We start from the raw sequence: 13,782 nt of genomic DNA, 5'->3' as shown, positions 1-13,782 counted from the left end.
AGTTACATAATAATCAATAAGTTAGTTTAGTGGTGAGAAGTGACGACTACGGGGCATTGCCAACTGCTGCCGCCACTTTGTCGCCACTTGGCAGCGTAGCCAACGGGTTGAAACGCAGGGCAGTTTCAAGATGATCTGGTGCCAGATGAGCATAGCGCATAGTCATTTTAATGTCGTGATGACCTAGGATTTTCTGCAAGGCGAGGATGTTTCCACCTGACATCATAAAGTGAGCAGCGAACGTGTGGCGCAGAACGTGTGTCAGCTGACCGCGTGGAAGCACGATAGAAGTCTTATCCATCACAGATAAAAACTGGAAGTAGCAGTCAGTAAAGAACTTGAAACCGTCGAGGGCAATGATCTCCTCGTACAGCTCTGTGCTGATCGGGATACTGCGGTTCTTTTTGCCTTTAGTCCTGACGAATGTGATCCGGTATTTCGTAACCTGAGAACGGGTTAGGTTCACAGCTTCGCGCCAGCGTGCTCCGGTGCTCAGACAGATTTTAACGACCAGACCGAGCAGGGGGGTTTGGCGGTTGCAGTCGTACAAAAGCTCTGTAATTTGTTCATGCGTCAGCCATGCCATCTCCTTTTCTGCGATGGTGAATTTGCGTATGTTCTCCAGCGGGTTCGGCGCTGTCCACTCACCTAGACGGGCCAGTTCGCTAAAAACGCCGCTAAGGTAACTTTGCTCAAGGTTGATAGTTACCGGGCTGGCACCTTTCTTCCACTTGTCGCTGAAGTAAATTTCACCCGTTAGGCGTTTATCACGGTAATGCGCGAACAATTTGGAACTGAGATCTGTAGCGAGGGGGTTTTCGAGTGCATCGACCATCAAGAGCAGCTTGTCGTAAACATGCTCGCCAGCGGTAAGGGACTTGCCGTGAAGTTTGAACCAGAGTTCAACGACATCTTTCAACGTCCGACGGTCTACCGTTTCACCCAGCCAGGGTTTCGCCTCCGTTTCATCCATAGTGTGGCGTTCAAAAGCCAATGCTTCACCTTTGGTGGTGAACTGCTTACGTACACGCCGCCCGCTGCGCCCAGCAGGGTAGCATTCGCAAATCCATTTTCCTGTGTCGAGTTTTCGTACTGCCATAAAAAAGCCCTCATGTCTGAGGGTTAAATTTAACTGTATGCTTGAACAGTGGTCAATGTTTGTTAAACACAAAACCAACATGTCTTGGGTAGCAACATTCTAAAATTTGGGATCTTTTAGATGATTTTGATGATTAACATATAATTATTTTTGTCAGCTCTAGCTTTCAAAGTGTAGAATCCATAGCAAGAGAAAGTCTTGAACATCGCCTTCTCTAAAATCCAAATTATATATAAAGTTAAGTTTAATAATACCTGTTTATAATTGTTAATGATTAATTACCTGAGAGTTATAAATGAAATATGAACAAAGAGTTGTTGCATTTATTGATATTTTAGGTTTTAAAACATTGCTTGATGGCACTCTTGGAAAAGATGGTAATGATAATGAAGATGCTATAGATGCGGTAGTCTCAGCATATGAAGAAATATATGATATATGGAATTTAGATGAAAGTTTAAATATTTATAATTCTAAACCATCTCAAGGTAAAAAGGTTTCAATATTTTCAGATTGTGTTGTGGTCTCTTTTGAAATAGACCGACCAAGTGAAGTGTTTTATACGTTGCTTGAAATAAAATGGTTAATAATGCGACTTATAGATAGAGGGATGCTTTGTAGGGGCGCTGTCTCAATGGGAAAATTTATTCATACAGATAGATATCTCTTTGGCCCAGCTCTTGTTGAGGCATATATGCTTGAATCAAAGGCCGCAATGTACCCTAGAGTTATATTAGATCATGCAGTTATAGAGGCAGGTATTAATAATCGAGGCTCAGAGCACACTATAAGCCAAGAAGAAGCCTATGTGCATTCTCTTCTTGAACAGGACTCTGATGGTATGTATTACATTGATTATTTCTTTAAGGCTCAGTCTGAGTTAGATGATCCTGAGAATGATTTTCCACGTTACATTGATAATTTAGCAAATATAATACGTAAAGGTCTAATGGGTTCAAGCCATCACAGTAAAGCAGATCTTAGAGTGAAATTTTCTTGGATGAGAGAGCGCTATAATAGAATGGTGGAAATTGTCACGAGTAAAGAAGCTTTAAACCAAATTAGTAAGTCAGGCAGTAGTGATGTTACTGAATTTTATACGAATCTTAGAAAAATAAGCCCTAAAAAATATAAAAGTCAAATGAGTAGAAAGTGATGGGTGTTTTTTTATTATAATTAAATAATGCGTTATAGTAGTTGTATTATTAAAATTATTTTTATTGTGCCCAGTATTGGGCACAATTTAATTGATATGTCTTATTAAATATTAAGCAACTACCAATTCTTTGTTTTTCACCACATTAGCTAAGCGTTCATTCTCAATGGCTAAAGATTCTCTGTACTCTTTAGCTTCTGCAAACATCGTCCAGTGCGCATCAATACTCATTTCTTGAATAGTAGATTTGATGTCTTTTATTCCAACATTGAAGAACTCTTTGCGTGAGTTAACTTTGTTCACTTGCTTATCGTTAAACACTTTGTGGAGATGATTTTCGAGTGATGGGGCATCATCACTGTAGATCATTGCATGCACATCGAATGAGAAAGGCACGCTGGCATCACCCAACTCGCGAACACGATCAAGCGGTTCAAGTCTTCGCGTCATCCCAATCTTATAAACGTTTTCTCCAAAGGAGCCGATGTTACTGATCACATATACGTGACCTGAGCGTGTTTGCTGCGCCATCGAAATTGCTCGTTGGTTTTTAGCTTCAGCTTCTTCGTATTTAATTTGCAGCTCAGCCAGTTTCTGTTCGAGGGCTATACGTTGCTCTTCGCCTGCGAGCATTAGTTCTTTAGTTGCTTTATCAATGGCCTGTTGAATTGCTTTTTCTTCTTTTTCAGCTTCTTTTATCGCTTTTTCATACTCGCGACGCGCTTTTTCTTCTTCACGTAACTGCTCTTTAATTCGTCTTTGTTCCTCTTTTTCTTCGAGCATAATTTCATTTACAGCTACTCCCCATTTAAGCTCGTTGAGACGGGCCTGTAAGTAGATATCAGTGATCTTTGCGGACCTAAAGGCAGAACCGTTAAAATTCACAAGTTCAAAAGCATCTTTTATTTCTTGGGATAGTTTACCGTAATTGTTATGTTTAATTTTCGAAAGGGTGCTATCAACCTTCCCATTAAAAGCATCTAGTACAAAATTGATTGCGGTGTTTCGTCTGTTCGGTTCGACATACTCACAGCTTGCAGCTTTGCTTGTTTTGATAAGAGACTTGGTTAACTCCCTGGCTTTTTGCAGTTCTTTCCCGGCATCCGTAAATTCATAATTATCTGCCAGTTCGTCCAAAACACTTCGGTTTGGAACTATCCATTCATCACCGTACCCTTCAATTTTATTTTTCATTGACTTAGCTACAGCCTGGTAGGTCTCTGCGAACTCTTTTGCTTCATATGCGGACCCCGCAATTTCTTTTGCACGTGTCTCAGCATCTGCGATTATTTTCATCGCATTATCATTTGCATTAGAGATCAGTTCATCCGCTTTACTATTCGCGTTATCGAGTCGTTCTTTGGCTTTCAAGCGGGCATCACGAGCATCTTGGGTGATAGCGACAGCTTCGCTATTGGCGTTGCTTATTGTTAATTCAGCCTGGTGGTGGGCTTCGTTCACTGCTCTTGCAGCCTTTTTTTGGGCTTCTTCTATCTTTTCTTTGGCTATGGCGTCAGCGGTTTTTATCTTCTTTTCAGCATTTAGGACTGCATCATGTAATTCTTGATACTGCCATAAGGGGGCCGCTTTCCCTTCAAGTTCTGCGTGTTCACGTATAGCCTGGGCTAATTTTTCCTGTGTTTCACCTAATTCACCTCCAAGAGTTTTATTACTGGAGGCTAAAATATTCATTTCCTCTCGATATTTTTTACTTTTCTTGAAAAGTACGACGGATAAAATGGGAGAGAGCAATGCTAATAAGAGTACTACTATAATAAATAAATCCATTTCAAAATCCTTTTACCATATCAATTTGAAACAGTTGTGCTTCTTACATATGCGATCACTTCTATATCTGCAAAAGCACATTCAAAACTATTTTCTGTAGTGGAAATTTTAATCATGCCCTTAGGCAACCTGGTGATGAGTCTAATAGAATAAGTTCCATCAATGTTGATCAACCAGTGCCCATCAAGCACTTCTGTAAATTTTTGCTCACAGATGTATGTAGTAGGTCCGTCGAGAACAACAATCGGGGCAGAAAGCTTCGCGGGAAGAAATGACGCGTCAAAAACATATGAGCCATCTTCAACCATTTTTCCCGCAACCAGACGAAACTTCACGAGCTCTTCGGTGGTTGCTGTTTGAGAACTTAGTTTAAGGCCTTGCCCGGTGGTTAACCAATTGAGTGAAGTGCCTGTTTCCAGGGCACACTGAATTATCCAATCTGCGGGGAAGGTATCTCGCATGTATCTATTAGCCAAAGTGCTTTTTGACACTTCTAAGTGGTCAGCAAGGGCCTGCCGTGTTGTAAACCCATATGCCTCGACCAATCGCTCAATCGCAGCCTTGCCACCCTGATTGGGATTTATTTTGATCTCATTTGGGTACTTTGATGTTGACATATCTCTTATGCGATCCTAGTATCAATTTCGTTCCCATTTGGGGACTTGTCACGATTACTACCGGCTCACCACAAGCCAATAGGAGATGTTGCATCATGACCCCTAACATTTCAATCACTCTGAATACACCGCACGTCACAATTGAACGCTACAGCGAGCTAACAGGACTGCCTGTAGACACCATTAACGACATGCTCGCTGATGGTCGTTTGCCTCGCCACCGTCTGCGTAAGGACAAGAAGCGCGAGAAAGTGATGATTAACATCGTCGCGCTGACAGTTGATGCGCTTTCTGATTGCAATGTCGCTATTAGTTAGTTCCATTTTGAGATACATCGGAGTCTCTTGCTATGTTTGACTATCGAGTTTCCAAACACCCGCATTTCGATGATGCCTGCCGTGCCTTTGCCTTACGTCATAACATGGCGAGGTTGGCAGAACGCGCTGGCATGAATGTCCAAACCCTGCGCAACAAGCTAAACCCGGAACAGCCGCATCAGCTCACCGCGCCGGAGATCTGGCTGCTGACTGATATCACAGAGGACTCAACGCTGGTTGACGGTTTTCTGGCTCAAATCCATTGCCTGCCGTGCGTGCCATTGAATGAAGTAGCAAAAGAGAACCTGCCGCATTACGTCATGAGTGCAACTGCGGAGATTGGGCGAGTAGCTGCTGGCGCAGTATCCGGCGATGTAAAAACCAGCGCAGGTCGCCGCGATGTTATCAACAGCATCAATTCTGTTACGCGCTTGATGGCACTCACTGCAGTTTCATTGCATGCGCGTTTGCAGGCGAATCCGGCGATGGCAAGCGCGGTAGATACCGTGACGGGCCTGGGCGCTTCGTTCGGTCTGATCTGAGGTGGTTATGCTGACTAAAGAACCATCTTTTGCATCACTGCTCGTTAAGCAAAGTCCTGCAATGCACTGCGGTCATGGCTGGATTATGGGGAAGGATGGCAAGCGCTGGCATCCATGCCGCTCTCAGGATGCGCTGCTGGATGAATTGTCCACTAAAAATCAGGGGAAACCATGGCTATTGAAGGCGATGCTGCGACTGTTCCGCTAAGCGCTGGCCTCCGCCTTAATGGGTTAAACCACATCGCGGAATTAAGGGCGAAAGTGTTTGGCTTAAATATTGATTCAGAACTGGAGCGCTTTATTAGCGATATGCGGGACCAACGGGATATTAACCATGAGCAGAATAAACGCGCATTAGCTGCAATATTCTTTATGGCAAAGATTCCGGCGGAACGTCATAGCGTCAATGTTAGTGAGCTGACGACTGACGAAAAGCGGGAGCTGATTAAAGCAATGAACCATTTCCGTACAGTGGTGAGTTTATTTCCAAATCGGCTAGCCATGCCGAATTAACCCATAACCGAAATTAAAGGCGTAAACCCGCCGGGCTTCTTATTGCCCAAATTCAGGAGAAACAACAATGCGAAATATTGAAACCCGTATCACCAAAACAGGACCAGATGATGCTGGCCTTAACCAGATGCTGACTGATGCAAGGATGGAAGAACGTCGGGCACGGACTGCGGCAATGGCAGCCCGTCTTGATAGCCTGGCTTGCCATATCACGTCACGCCAGCTTAACCACGTTGAAGCGGCGGAACTGCTTCGTATTGCGGCTGAAAACATTCAGAACGAAGCGCAGGAGATCCACTGATGGCTGATTCAATGGACCTTGTACAGCAGCGCGTTGAAGAAGAACGTCAGCGCCACATCCACACCGCCCGCAACAGAACGCCGGGCGTTTCTCGTGTTCTCTGCATTGATTGCGATGCGCCGATCCCGCCAGCACGCCGCCGCGCCATTCCAGGTGTGCAGTGCTGTGTCACTTGTCAGGAGATTGCGGAGCTGAAAGGCAAACATTACGTAGGCGGTGCTGTATGAGCGTCATTCATAACTTAAAAATTGCACCGGGACATTTTGCATCAGTTATTGCTGGAGAGAAAAAAGCAGAGTTGCGAATGAACGATCGCAATTTTAAATGTGGTGATTTTATTCTTTTGCGTGAATGGAGGGATGAGTTTACGGGCAATGTTTCGCTTGCCAAAGTGACTCACTTATTACCCGTGGGGGATTTCATTATCACGGGTGGTAATTGGGTAGTTATGTCTATTTCTTTGGTCGATGAGAAAGATGTTCTTCCAATCCTTGCGGAAATCATGGGGGAAGGGAAATCTGCAGACGAAATCATAGCTGTTTCTGAATTTGTACCTCCAGTGCCTTTGTATGGGCATGCAATAACTTTTTATCAACGCTTTAAAAGACATGGGATTCAGCCAAAAAGAAATAAAAATAATACTGGGGGTGAGTTGTGAATCATATCGATCCGCGTTGCTTTGCCGCCAACACAATAAACATCATTAGTATTTCAGGTGGCAAAGATAGTCTTGCGCAGTGGCTAAGGGCCATTGAAAACGATGTTCCACATATTTCTGTCTTTGCTGATACGGGCCATGAGCACCCGCAGACGATGGAGTATCTGGATTATCTGGAATCAAAACTGGGCAAGGTTATCCGCGTAAAAGCTGATTTCACGCGCCAGATAGAAGGGAAACGTAAATTCATTGCGGAAAAGTGGCCCGGTTCTCTGGTTCAGGAATGCGGTATGTCGCCAGGTGAGGCCGCAGAACGTATCCATCGGGCACTGGAAATCCTTAAACCAACCGGCAATCCGTTTCTTGATTTGTGCATGTGGAAAGGCCGTTTTCCTTCAACAAAGGTCCGTTTCTGCACGTTTGAGCTGAAACATGAGCCGGTGCGAACGCAGGTGATCGTCCCGGCTCTGGACGAATACGACGAAGTAATCAGCTGGCAGGGTGTCCGGGGACAAGAATCACCGGCGCGTGCTTTGCTGCCTGAGTGGGAGGAAGACGCTGACGATACACCGGGCCTTCATGTGTATCGTCCGATCCTCAACTGGCTGCATAAAGATGTGTTCGCCCTTGCCAGACGCCATGGCATCAAACCTAACCCACTTTATCTGCAGGGCTGCAGCCGTGTCGGTTGTATGCCATGTATTCATGCCCGTAAGTCCGAGCTTGCAGAGATTTTCCAGCGTTGGCCCGAAGAAATCCGTCGAGTGGCTGAATGGGAAAGGATGGTTGCGGAATGTTCGCGCCGTGGCAATTCAACATTCTTTCCGTCCACACATGACCCGCGCCGGGCTGAAAAACGTATTGAGGTCATCACCGTTGATGCTTATGGCATTGAGTCTTACCGCGACTGGGCTTTAACCACTCGCGGTGGTGCGCAGTTCGATCTGTTGGCTGGAATGAACGATAAGGCGGTGTGCAGCAGTGTTTATGCCGGAGTCTGCGAGTGACGGATATCAGTTCAGGCCGGCTCACCGCTTCATTTGTAACTGAACCTCCCGGTAGTGTTGAGAATACTACCGGGCTTTATTCGTGGAATACCCCAAAAAGAGCGGTTAACCCGTATCTGGAACCGGCGGAAGTTGCGCCGGAGTCTGCGCTTTCAAACCTCATCACTCTGTACGCTGCGGATAACGAGCAGGAGCATCTGCGGCGTGAGGCGCTGAGTGATAAGGTTTGGGAACGTTATTTCTTCAATGAATCCCGTGATCCTGTCCAGCGTGAAATAGAGCAGGATCGGCTGATTAGCCATGCAAAAATGGCCCGCGAACAGCAGCGCGTTAATCCCGATTTGGTGATTATTGCCGATGTAAGCGCCATGCCTGCCCATATCAGCAAGCCTCTGCTGGAGCGAATTAAATACTTCCATAGCCTGGGCAGGGCTAAAGCTTATTCCCGCTATCTGCGCGAAACAATCAGACCGTGTCTTGAGCGGCTGGAGCGCGTGCGTGACAGCCAGGTGTCTGCGTCTTTCCGGTTCATGGCGAGCCAGGACGGGCTGGAGGGGCTGCTGGTACTGCCTGAAATGAATCAGGATCAGGTCAAACGCCTTTCCACGCTGGTTGCGGCACATATGAGCATGTGTCTTGATGCGGCCTGCGGTGATCTGTTTGTCAGTGACGATGTTAAACCAGAAGAAATCCGCCAGGCATGGGAAAGGGTTGCTGCAGAAGCCATGCGCCTTGAGGTCATCCCGCCTGCCTTTGAGAAGTTGCGCCGCAAAAAGCGTCGCCGCAAGCCGGTGCCTTATGAATTGATCCCACCGTCGCTGGCGCGCATGCTGTGTGCGGACTGGTGGTATCGCAAATTGTGGCAGATGCGCTGCGAGTGGCGGGAGGAGCAGCTGCGTGCCGTCTGCCTGGTCAACAAGAAAGCGTCCCCGTATGTCAGCTATGAAGCGGTGATCCATAAACGCGAGCAGCGCCGCAAATCGCTGGAGTTCGTCCGCTCGCATGAGCTGGTCAACGAAGACGGCGACACGCTGGACATGGAAGACGTGGTGAACGCCAGCAACAGCAACCCGGCACACCGCCGTAATGAAATGATGGCCTGTGTTAAGGGGCTGGAGCTGATCGCGGAAATGCGCGGAGACTGCGCGGTGTTTTATACCATCACCTGCCCGTCACGCTTCCACGCAACCCTCAACAACGGCAGACCTAATCTGAAGTGGACCAGTGCCACTGTCCGGCAGAGCAGTGACTACCTGGTTGATACGTTCGCCGCTTTCCGCAAGGCCATGCACAAGGCCGGGCTGCGCTGGTATGGCGTTCGCGTTGCAGAGCCGCACCATGACGGCACTGTGCACTGGCATCTTCTGTGCTTCATGCGCAAAAAAGACCGCCGTTCCATCACCGCACTGCTGCGTAAGTTTGCCATCCGTGAAGACCGCGAGGAGCTGGGTACCAATACCGGGCCGCGCTTCAAGTCCGAGCTAATCAATCCGCGCAAGGGAACGCCGACCAGCTATATCGCCAAATACATCAGTAAGAACATCGACGGGCGTGGGCTGGCGAAAGAAATCAGCAAAGAAACCGGCAGATCACTGCGTGACAGCGCCGAGCATGTCAGCGCCTGGGCGTCACTGCACCGTGTTCAGCAATTTCGTTTCTTTGGTATTCCTGGGCGTCAGGCATACCGCGAGCTGCGCTTGCTTGCTGGTCAGGCGGCGAGAGTGCAGGGCGAACGCAAAGCGGGTGCGCCGGTACTGGATAACCCGCGTCTGGATGCGGTACTGGCAGCTGCAGATGCGGGTTGCTTTGCCACTTACATCATGAAGCAGGGCGGTGTACTGGTTCCCCGCAAACATCACCTTGTCCGCACGGCTTATGAGCTTAACGACGAACCGAGCGCCTACGGCGATCACGGTATCCGTATCTATGGCATCTGGTCCCCGATTGTTGAGGGCAAGATTTGCACGCACGCGATGAAGTGGAAAAAGATTCGTAAGGCCGTTGACGTTCAGGAGGCGGCAGCCGACAAGGGCGCTTGCGCCCCTTGGACTCGTGGCAATAACTGTCCCCCTGTTGAAAACTTGAACCAGACAGGGGGAGATCTGCCCGATATTACAACCATGAATGAGCAGGAACTGCAGGATTACCTACACAATATGGGGCAGAAGGAACGCCGGGAGCTGACAGCCAGGTTGAGACTGGTAAAACCGAAGCGGTGGAAAGGGTATAAACAGCAGATTAGCAATCATCAGCGCCAGCAGCTTGATGCTGAACTGAGGTCTAGGGGATTTGATGCGAGCGATACCGAGGTGGATCTGCTTCTGCGTGGCGGCAGTATTCCGTCCGGGGCCGGGCTGCGTTTGTTCTACCGAAATCAGCGCCTGCAGGAAGATGATAAATGGCGGCAGTGGTACTAAGAAGGCTGGAATCAGGATATCTATTAATCAAAGGGTTAGCTGAGTAAAAAACTATTTCAGCTTTAAATACATATGATGTACTGTATATATAAACAGTTATATTGGGAGGGGGTTGTGAACGATTTGTTCATGGAGTCACTTGCATTGCAACGGATAGAACTTATGGCCCGGCTGGTCGCCAGCTCAGATTGTAGCGATGACGACAAGGAGGTGGCGATCTCGTGGCTGTCGGAGCTGACGAGTGATCTGGTTACCAGGCTAAACGAGTACGGAGTAAGGAAAGATGAAAGCACGCATTAGCTAATTCCCTCAATAAATCTACCTAGAAAATGTGTGTTATAGCATGATTTTTATACATTTTGTTGAAGTTAACACAATTTAGCGTTATGCTTTATAAACTGAATTTAAGGTTTTGGGGAGTTAGAGGCGGCCCCCCGAAAGTTGATACCGCCTAGTTGGTAACTTCGTCCCTGACTGGAACTCCAACCGTGCCGGCTGTGAGGTCGGCTCTACTTTTTAGCTTTAGGCAATTCATACGTAAGATTTACATCGCGAGTGAGAATGTCTCTTGGGCCTTTTGACCTATCAAAGAAAAACCAAATATTAAATTTTCGTTCTGATGGCCATGTGTCATGCATAAGTGAATCCCATCCAAGATAAGATGCAACTTTGTTTGCGACCGCAAGTTTAGCCTCAGATGTAGCTTTACCTTGATAGGCACACATGACTGCACCCAACAAGAAATCAGCTATTTGAATATGTTCTGAGGATTTTGAATCCTTGGTGACAACGCTTTTGATGATGTTTTTGCGCCCGAACTTCCTTGCCAGAGTGTGGTTAGTAATTACTTCAAATGCCTCATCGGCTTTTTTGTACCGGGAGGGTAGTGGATCGACCTCTACACGGAACTCACATTCTCTGTTCGGATGCGCCTTTATGACATTTCCAATTTTTGTTTCAATCAACTTGCCAAAATGCTTCCGCATGGCAAGGTCGTAATCTCCACCATGGAACGATTTCTCCACTTTCGACTTCTCAACAACGATGCAATGGAACGCCAACCATTGATGTTTAAAGAACGTTTCGAGTAGTTCATGGTAAAAAGCTGCGTTTCGTTTTGAACTCGCTTTTTGCCATTTGATCTCATCACTACAACTATGCTTTTCCCTAAGCTCTCGAATGATGCGCACAAAATCGCCACGCCTTTGATACTTCATCCATAAGCTGCCAAATCCATAAAACCGCTGACCATCTATACCTGATTCATCACAGGCAACATGCCATATCAGCTTGCCAGGATCATTCGCTTCCATGTTTTTCCTTCATGAGTGAAGTTGAGATGTGAGTGTATGATTTAACCACATAGCTAAGTGGTTGATAAGGATCAGTTTTAAATTGAATGCGAGAAGGCAGTTCAACACTATATCTAGAGATTTTGGTTTTGCGGGATGGCTAGCGGACTTTAAAGAGGTTATATGCATCAGAAGTGCCGAATTGCGCATGGATTCGCATGATCTAAATAGGATCGCAACGGGACGGAACTGCCAATACTGGCGCGCCTTCCTGCCCTTCATGCACCTGCATGAAAACCACTACACAAAGCGGGCAGGCGTGGCGGGGATACGAGCGCGCGCTCGTTACTTTGATACTATCCAGGCTACAATATGGTGGCTAACTTTTTTCGGAGAATACAAATGTCATTAGAGTTTGTTAAGGAACAGTTATCAGATTTTATTTCATCGACAGAACCTGAGGTAATGGCTATACAGGGTGAGTGGGGTATAGGGAAAACGTACACATGGAATACCTTTCTGAAAGAGAATAAAGATAATATTTTATTGAACAGATATAGCTATGTCTCTCTCTTTGGTATCAACTCTCTTGATTCTTTAAAGTACTCTATTTTTGAAAATACAATTGCAAAAGAGTATATTGGAAATAAACCAGATTTAGAAACAGCTACAACCAATGCAACTGGAATTGTAGAAATGTTTTCTCGAAAAGCTGCTGGCTTGTTAAAAGAAATACCAGTTGTAAAAAATTTCGCTTCGACACTTGAATCAATGTCATTTATGACTGTTACTAAAATGATCGTAGTAATAGATGACTTAGAAAGGCGTGGTAAAAACTTAGAGATTAAAGATGTCTTAGGATTAGTCTCTCTTTTGAAAGAGCAAAAAGATTGTAAGGTGGTTCTTTTACTTAACAATGGTTCAAATAGTATGGGAGATTATTCCACTTATAAAGAAAAGGTCATTGATAGAGAGATGACTTATAATCCTACGGCAGAAGAATGTGCCTCCATAGCTTATGGTAATGATGTCAATCTTTATAGCTTATTAAGCAAGTATACCATTTTGCTGGGTATTAAAAATATTCGCATACTTAAAAAAATAGAACGTTTCATCTCAGCTTTGATTCCTAAATTTAATGGTGATGTTGAGAAAATTTCAAACGAAGTAGCGCATTCATTAACGTTGTATTGTTGGAGTCATTATGCATTTTCTCCAGATGGAGATGTACCCTCGTTGGAATATATTAGAAATATAAAAAATATCTATATGTATGATGATAAGGAGGAGGGGCAGGATAAAATATGGCGTAATACTTTGCTTAAGTACGGTTATCAAAGAACGAATGAGCTTGATGAAATCCTAATTGATATAGTTAAATATGGGTATATAGATACAAATCGTTTTCAAATACAAGTTGGCATAAGAAATGATGAAATAATCCGTGATAACAAGCGTGGCTCTCTGTCTGAAGCTTGGCAGTGCTTTCATAATTCATTTGATGATAATCAAACCGAGGTGGTTGAAAAGTTATACCAAGCTGTGCTCGATGGAATGAAGTATGTAACTCCAAATGAACTAGATAACGTAGTCGGATTGTTTAGAAATTTTGGTGAAAATATTAAAGCAACGGAGTTAATAGATGGCTTTATTAGCTACGCTAATGATGCCCTTAATGAATATGTACAATCTATTTACATGAATGTTCATCCTGTAACCGATGCTGAGTTGTTGTTAAGGATTAAAGAGTATTCCGCTAGTAGAAACATGGAGGATTCTATAGGAGATGTGCTCACAAAATTGTCAGCTCAGAATGGCTGGTCTGATAGGCACGAAATCACTTTGGATAGTGCATCAGAAGACGATTACTATAAATTATTCAAAGATGTTATTCTTGATGGCGGTGACTCAATAATAGCTACAGCTATTAAATTCGGAAATTATAGCAATGGTTCAGATAGAATGAATCGTATTGGTGAAAAGGCCAAAAACGCTTTAATAAGAATCGGGGATGAGTCGAGTATTAATAAAATGCGCGTTAAGCGTTATTTGTGATTTTTAGAGGGGTGATTTAC

Annotated in this window: 15 protein-coding genes; 11 read left to right on the top strand and 4 right to left on the bottom strand. The window is 45.3% G+C overall.

Annotated elements, in window-relative coordinates:
• Positions 1-46 precede the first annotated feature (46 nt).
• Complete coding sequence (locus I6L54_RS17630; protein ID WP_040230466.1) at positions 47-1,099, bottom strand: phage integrase; 1,053 nt, start codon at positions 1,097-1,099, stop codon at positions 47-49.
• A gap of 295 nt (positions 1,100-1,394) precedes the next feature.
• Between I6L54_RS17630 and I6L54_RS17625 the strand changes: the two genes are divergently transcribed.
• Positions 1,395-2,255 (top strand): hypothetical protein, encoded by an 861-nt coding sequence (locus I6L54_RS17625; protein ID WP_040230467.1) that lies wholly within the window; start codon positions 1,395-1,397, stop codon positions 2,253-2,255.
• A gap of 111 nt (positions 2,256-2,366) precedes the next feature.
• On the opposite strand, the gene I6L54_RS17620 is transcribed toward I6L54_RS17625, so the two are convergent.
• Together I6L54_RS17620 and I6L54_RS17615 are read right to left on the bottom strand one after the other, a co-directional pair.
• The gene (locus I6L54_RS17620; RefSeq protein WP_040230468.1) at positions 2,367-4,043 is read right to left on the bottom strand and encodes an SNIPE associated domain-containing protein; all 1,677 of its coding nucleotides are present in this window, start codon (positions 4,041-4,043) and stop codon (positions 2,367-2,369) included.
• Positions 4,044-4,063: 20 nt separating this feature from the next.
• Entirely contained in the window at positions 4,064-4,660 is a 597-nt protein-coding gene (locus I6L54_RS17615) for a phage repressor protein CI (protein WP_040230470.1), read from the bottom strand.
• A 95-nt stretch (positions 4,661-4,755) separates the two neighbouring features.
• Between I6L54_RS17615 and I6L54_RS17610 the strand changes: the two genes are divergently transcribed.
• The 9 genes from I6L54_RS17610 to I6L54_RS17570 all read left to right on the top strand — a co-directional run bounded on the left by I6L54_RS17610 (position 4,756) and on the right by I6L54_RS17570 (position 10,415).
• A complete protein-coding gene (locus I6L54_RS17610; protein ID WP_004201303.1) occupies positions 4,756-4,977 on the top strand; it encodes a regulator for prophage in 222 nt (73 codons plus the stop codon).
• 32 nt (positions 4,978-5,009) lie between these two features.
• Positions 5,010-5,519: a phage regulatory CII family protein gene (locus I6L54_RS17605; RefSeq protein WP_040230472.1), complete on the top strand. Its 510-nt coding sequence runs from the start codon at positions 5,010-5,012 to the stop codon at positions 5,517-5,519.
• Between the two features lie 7 nt (positions 5,520-5,526).
• On the top strand, positions 5,527-5,727 hold the full coding sequence (locus tag I6L54_RS17600) for a phage filamentation protein Fil family protein (protein WP_023184690.1): 201 nt from the start codon (positions 5,527-5,529) through the stop codon (positions 5,725-5,727).
• Positions 5,691-6,032, top strand: coding sequence for a DUF5347 family protein (locus I6L54_RS17595; RefSeq protein WP_000963480.1), 342 nt, complete (start codon positions 5,691-5,693; stop codon positions 6,030-6,032). The genes I6L54_RS17600 and I6L54_RS17595 overlap by 37 nt, the downstream gene beginning before the upstream one ends.
• Before the next feature lie 67 nt (positions 6,033-6,099).
• A complete protein-coding gene (locus I6L54_RS17590) occupies positions 6,100-6,333 on the top strand; it encodes a DUF2732 family protein (protein WP_040230474.1) in 234 nt (77 codons plus the stop codon).
• On the top strand, positions 6,333-6,560 hold the full coding sequence (locus I6L54_RS17585) for a TraR/DksA family transcriptional regulator (RefSeq protein ID WP_016150819.1): 228 nt from the start codon (positions 6,333-6,335) through the stop codon (positions 6,558-6,560). Before I6L54_RS17590 ends, I6L54_RS17585 begins: the two co-directional genes overlap by 1 nt.
• Positions 6,557-6,991, top strand: coding sequence for a DUF3850 domain-containing protein (locus tag I6L54_RS17580; RefSeq protein ID WP_072041416.1), 435 nt, complete (start codon positions 6,557-6,559; stop codon positions 6,989-6,991). Before I6L54_RS17585 ends, I6L54_RS17580 begins: the two co-directional genes overlap by 4 nt.
• Positions 6,988-7,998 carry a phosphoadenosine phosphosulfate reductase domain-containing protein gene (locus tag I6L54_RS17575; RefSeq protein WP_040230478.1) on the top strand — a complete coding sequence of 337 codons (1,011 nt, stop codon included), beginning with the start codon at positions 6,988-6,990 and terminating at the stop codon, positions 7,996-7,998. Before I6L54_RS17580 ends, I6L54_RS17575 begins: the two co-directional genes overlap by 4 nt.
• Before the next feature lie 116 nt (positions 7,999-8,114).
• Positions 8,115-10,415 (top strand): replication endonuclease, encoded by a 2,301-nt coding sequence (locus I6L54_RS17570; protein WP_245163423.1) that lies wholly within the window; start codon positions 8,115-8,117, stop codon positions 10,413-10,415.
• Positions 10,416-10,924: 509 nt separating this feature from the next.
• On the opposite strand, the gene I6L54_RS17565 is transcribed toward I6L54_RS17570, so the two are convergent.
• Positions 10,925-11,728, bottom strand: a complete 804-nt coding sequence (locus tag I6L54_RS17565) for a DUF3800 domain-containing protein (RefSeq protein WP_040230480.1) — start codon at positions 11,726-11,728, stop codon at positions 10,925-10,927.
• 381 nt (positions 11,729-12,109) lie between these two features.
• Between I6L54_RS17565 and I6L54_RS17560 the strand changes: the two genes are divergently transcribed.
• A complete protein-coding gene (locus I6L54_RS17560; RefSeq protein ID WP_040230526.1) occupies positions 12,110-13,762 on the top strand; it encodes a P-loop NTPase fold protein in 1,653 nt (550 codons plus the stop codon).
• Positions 13,763-13,782: the final 20 nt, after the last annotated feature.

Origin of the sequence: Citrobacter pasteurii, assembly GCF_019047765.1 — a bacterium.
Taxonomy (GTDB): domain Bacteria; phylum Pseudomonadota; class Gammaproteobacteria; order Enterobacterales; family Enterobacteriaceae; genus Citrobacter; species Citrobacter pasteurii.
This window is presented reverse-complemented; position numbering and strand designations above follow the sequence as displayed.

Coding starts and splice junctions, on each gene's coding strand:
- I6L54_RS17630 (WP_040230466.1), bottom strand. CDS start 1,099: ATGGCAGTACGAAAACTCGACACAGGAAAATGGATTTGCGAATGCTAC.
- I6L54_RS17625 (WP_040230467.1), top strand. CDS start 1,395: ATGAAATATGAACAAAGAGTTGTTGCATTTATTGATATTTTAGGTTTT.
- I6L54_RS17620 (WP_040230468.1), bottom strand. CDS start 4,043: ATGGATTTATTTATTATAGTAGTACTCTTATTAGCATTGCTCTCTCCC.
- I6L54_RS17615 (WP_040230470.1), bottom strand. CDS start 4,660: ATGTCAACATCAAAGTACCCAAATGAGATCAAAATAAATCCCAATCAG.
- I6L54_RS17610 (WP_004201303.1), top strand. CDS start 4,756: ATGACCCCTAACATTTCAATCACTCTGAATACACCGCACGTCACAATT.
- I6L54_RS17605 (WP_040230472.1), top strand. CDS start 5,010: ATGTTTGACTATCGAGTTTCCAAACACCCGCATTTCGATGATGCCTGC.
- I6L54_RS17600 (WP_023184690.1), top strand. CDS start 5,527: ATGCTGACTAAAGAACCATCTTTTGCATCACTGCTCGTTAAGCAAAGT.
- I6L54_RS17595 (WP_000963480.1), top strand. CDS start 5,691: ATGGCTATTGAAGGCGATGCTGCGACTGTTCCGCTAAGCGCTGGCCTC.
- I6L54_RS17590 (WP_040230474.1), top strand. CDS start 6,100: ATGCGAAATATTGAAACCCGTATCACCAAAACAGGACCAGATGATGCT.
- I6L54_RS17585 (WP_016150819.1), top strand. CDS start 6,333: ATGGCTGATTCAATGGACCTTGTACAGCAGCGCGTTGAAGAAGAACGT.
- I6L54_RS17580 (WP_072041416.1), top strand. CDS start 6,557: ATGAGCGTCATTCATAACTTAAAAATTGCACCGGGACATTTTGCATCA.
- I6L54_RS17565 (WP_040230480.1), bottom strand. CDS start 11,728: ATGGAAGCGAATGATCCTGGCAAGCTGATATGGCATGTTGCCTGTGAT.
- I6L54_RS17560 (WP_040230526.1), top strand. CDS start 12,110: ATGTCATTAGAGTTTGTTAAGGAACAGTTATCAGATTTTATTTCATCG.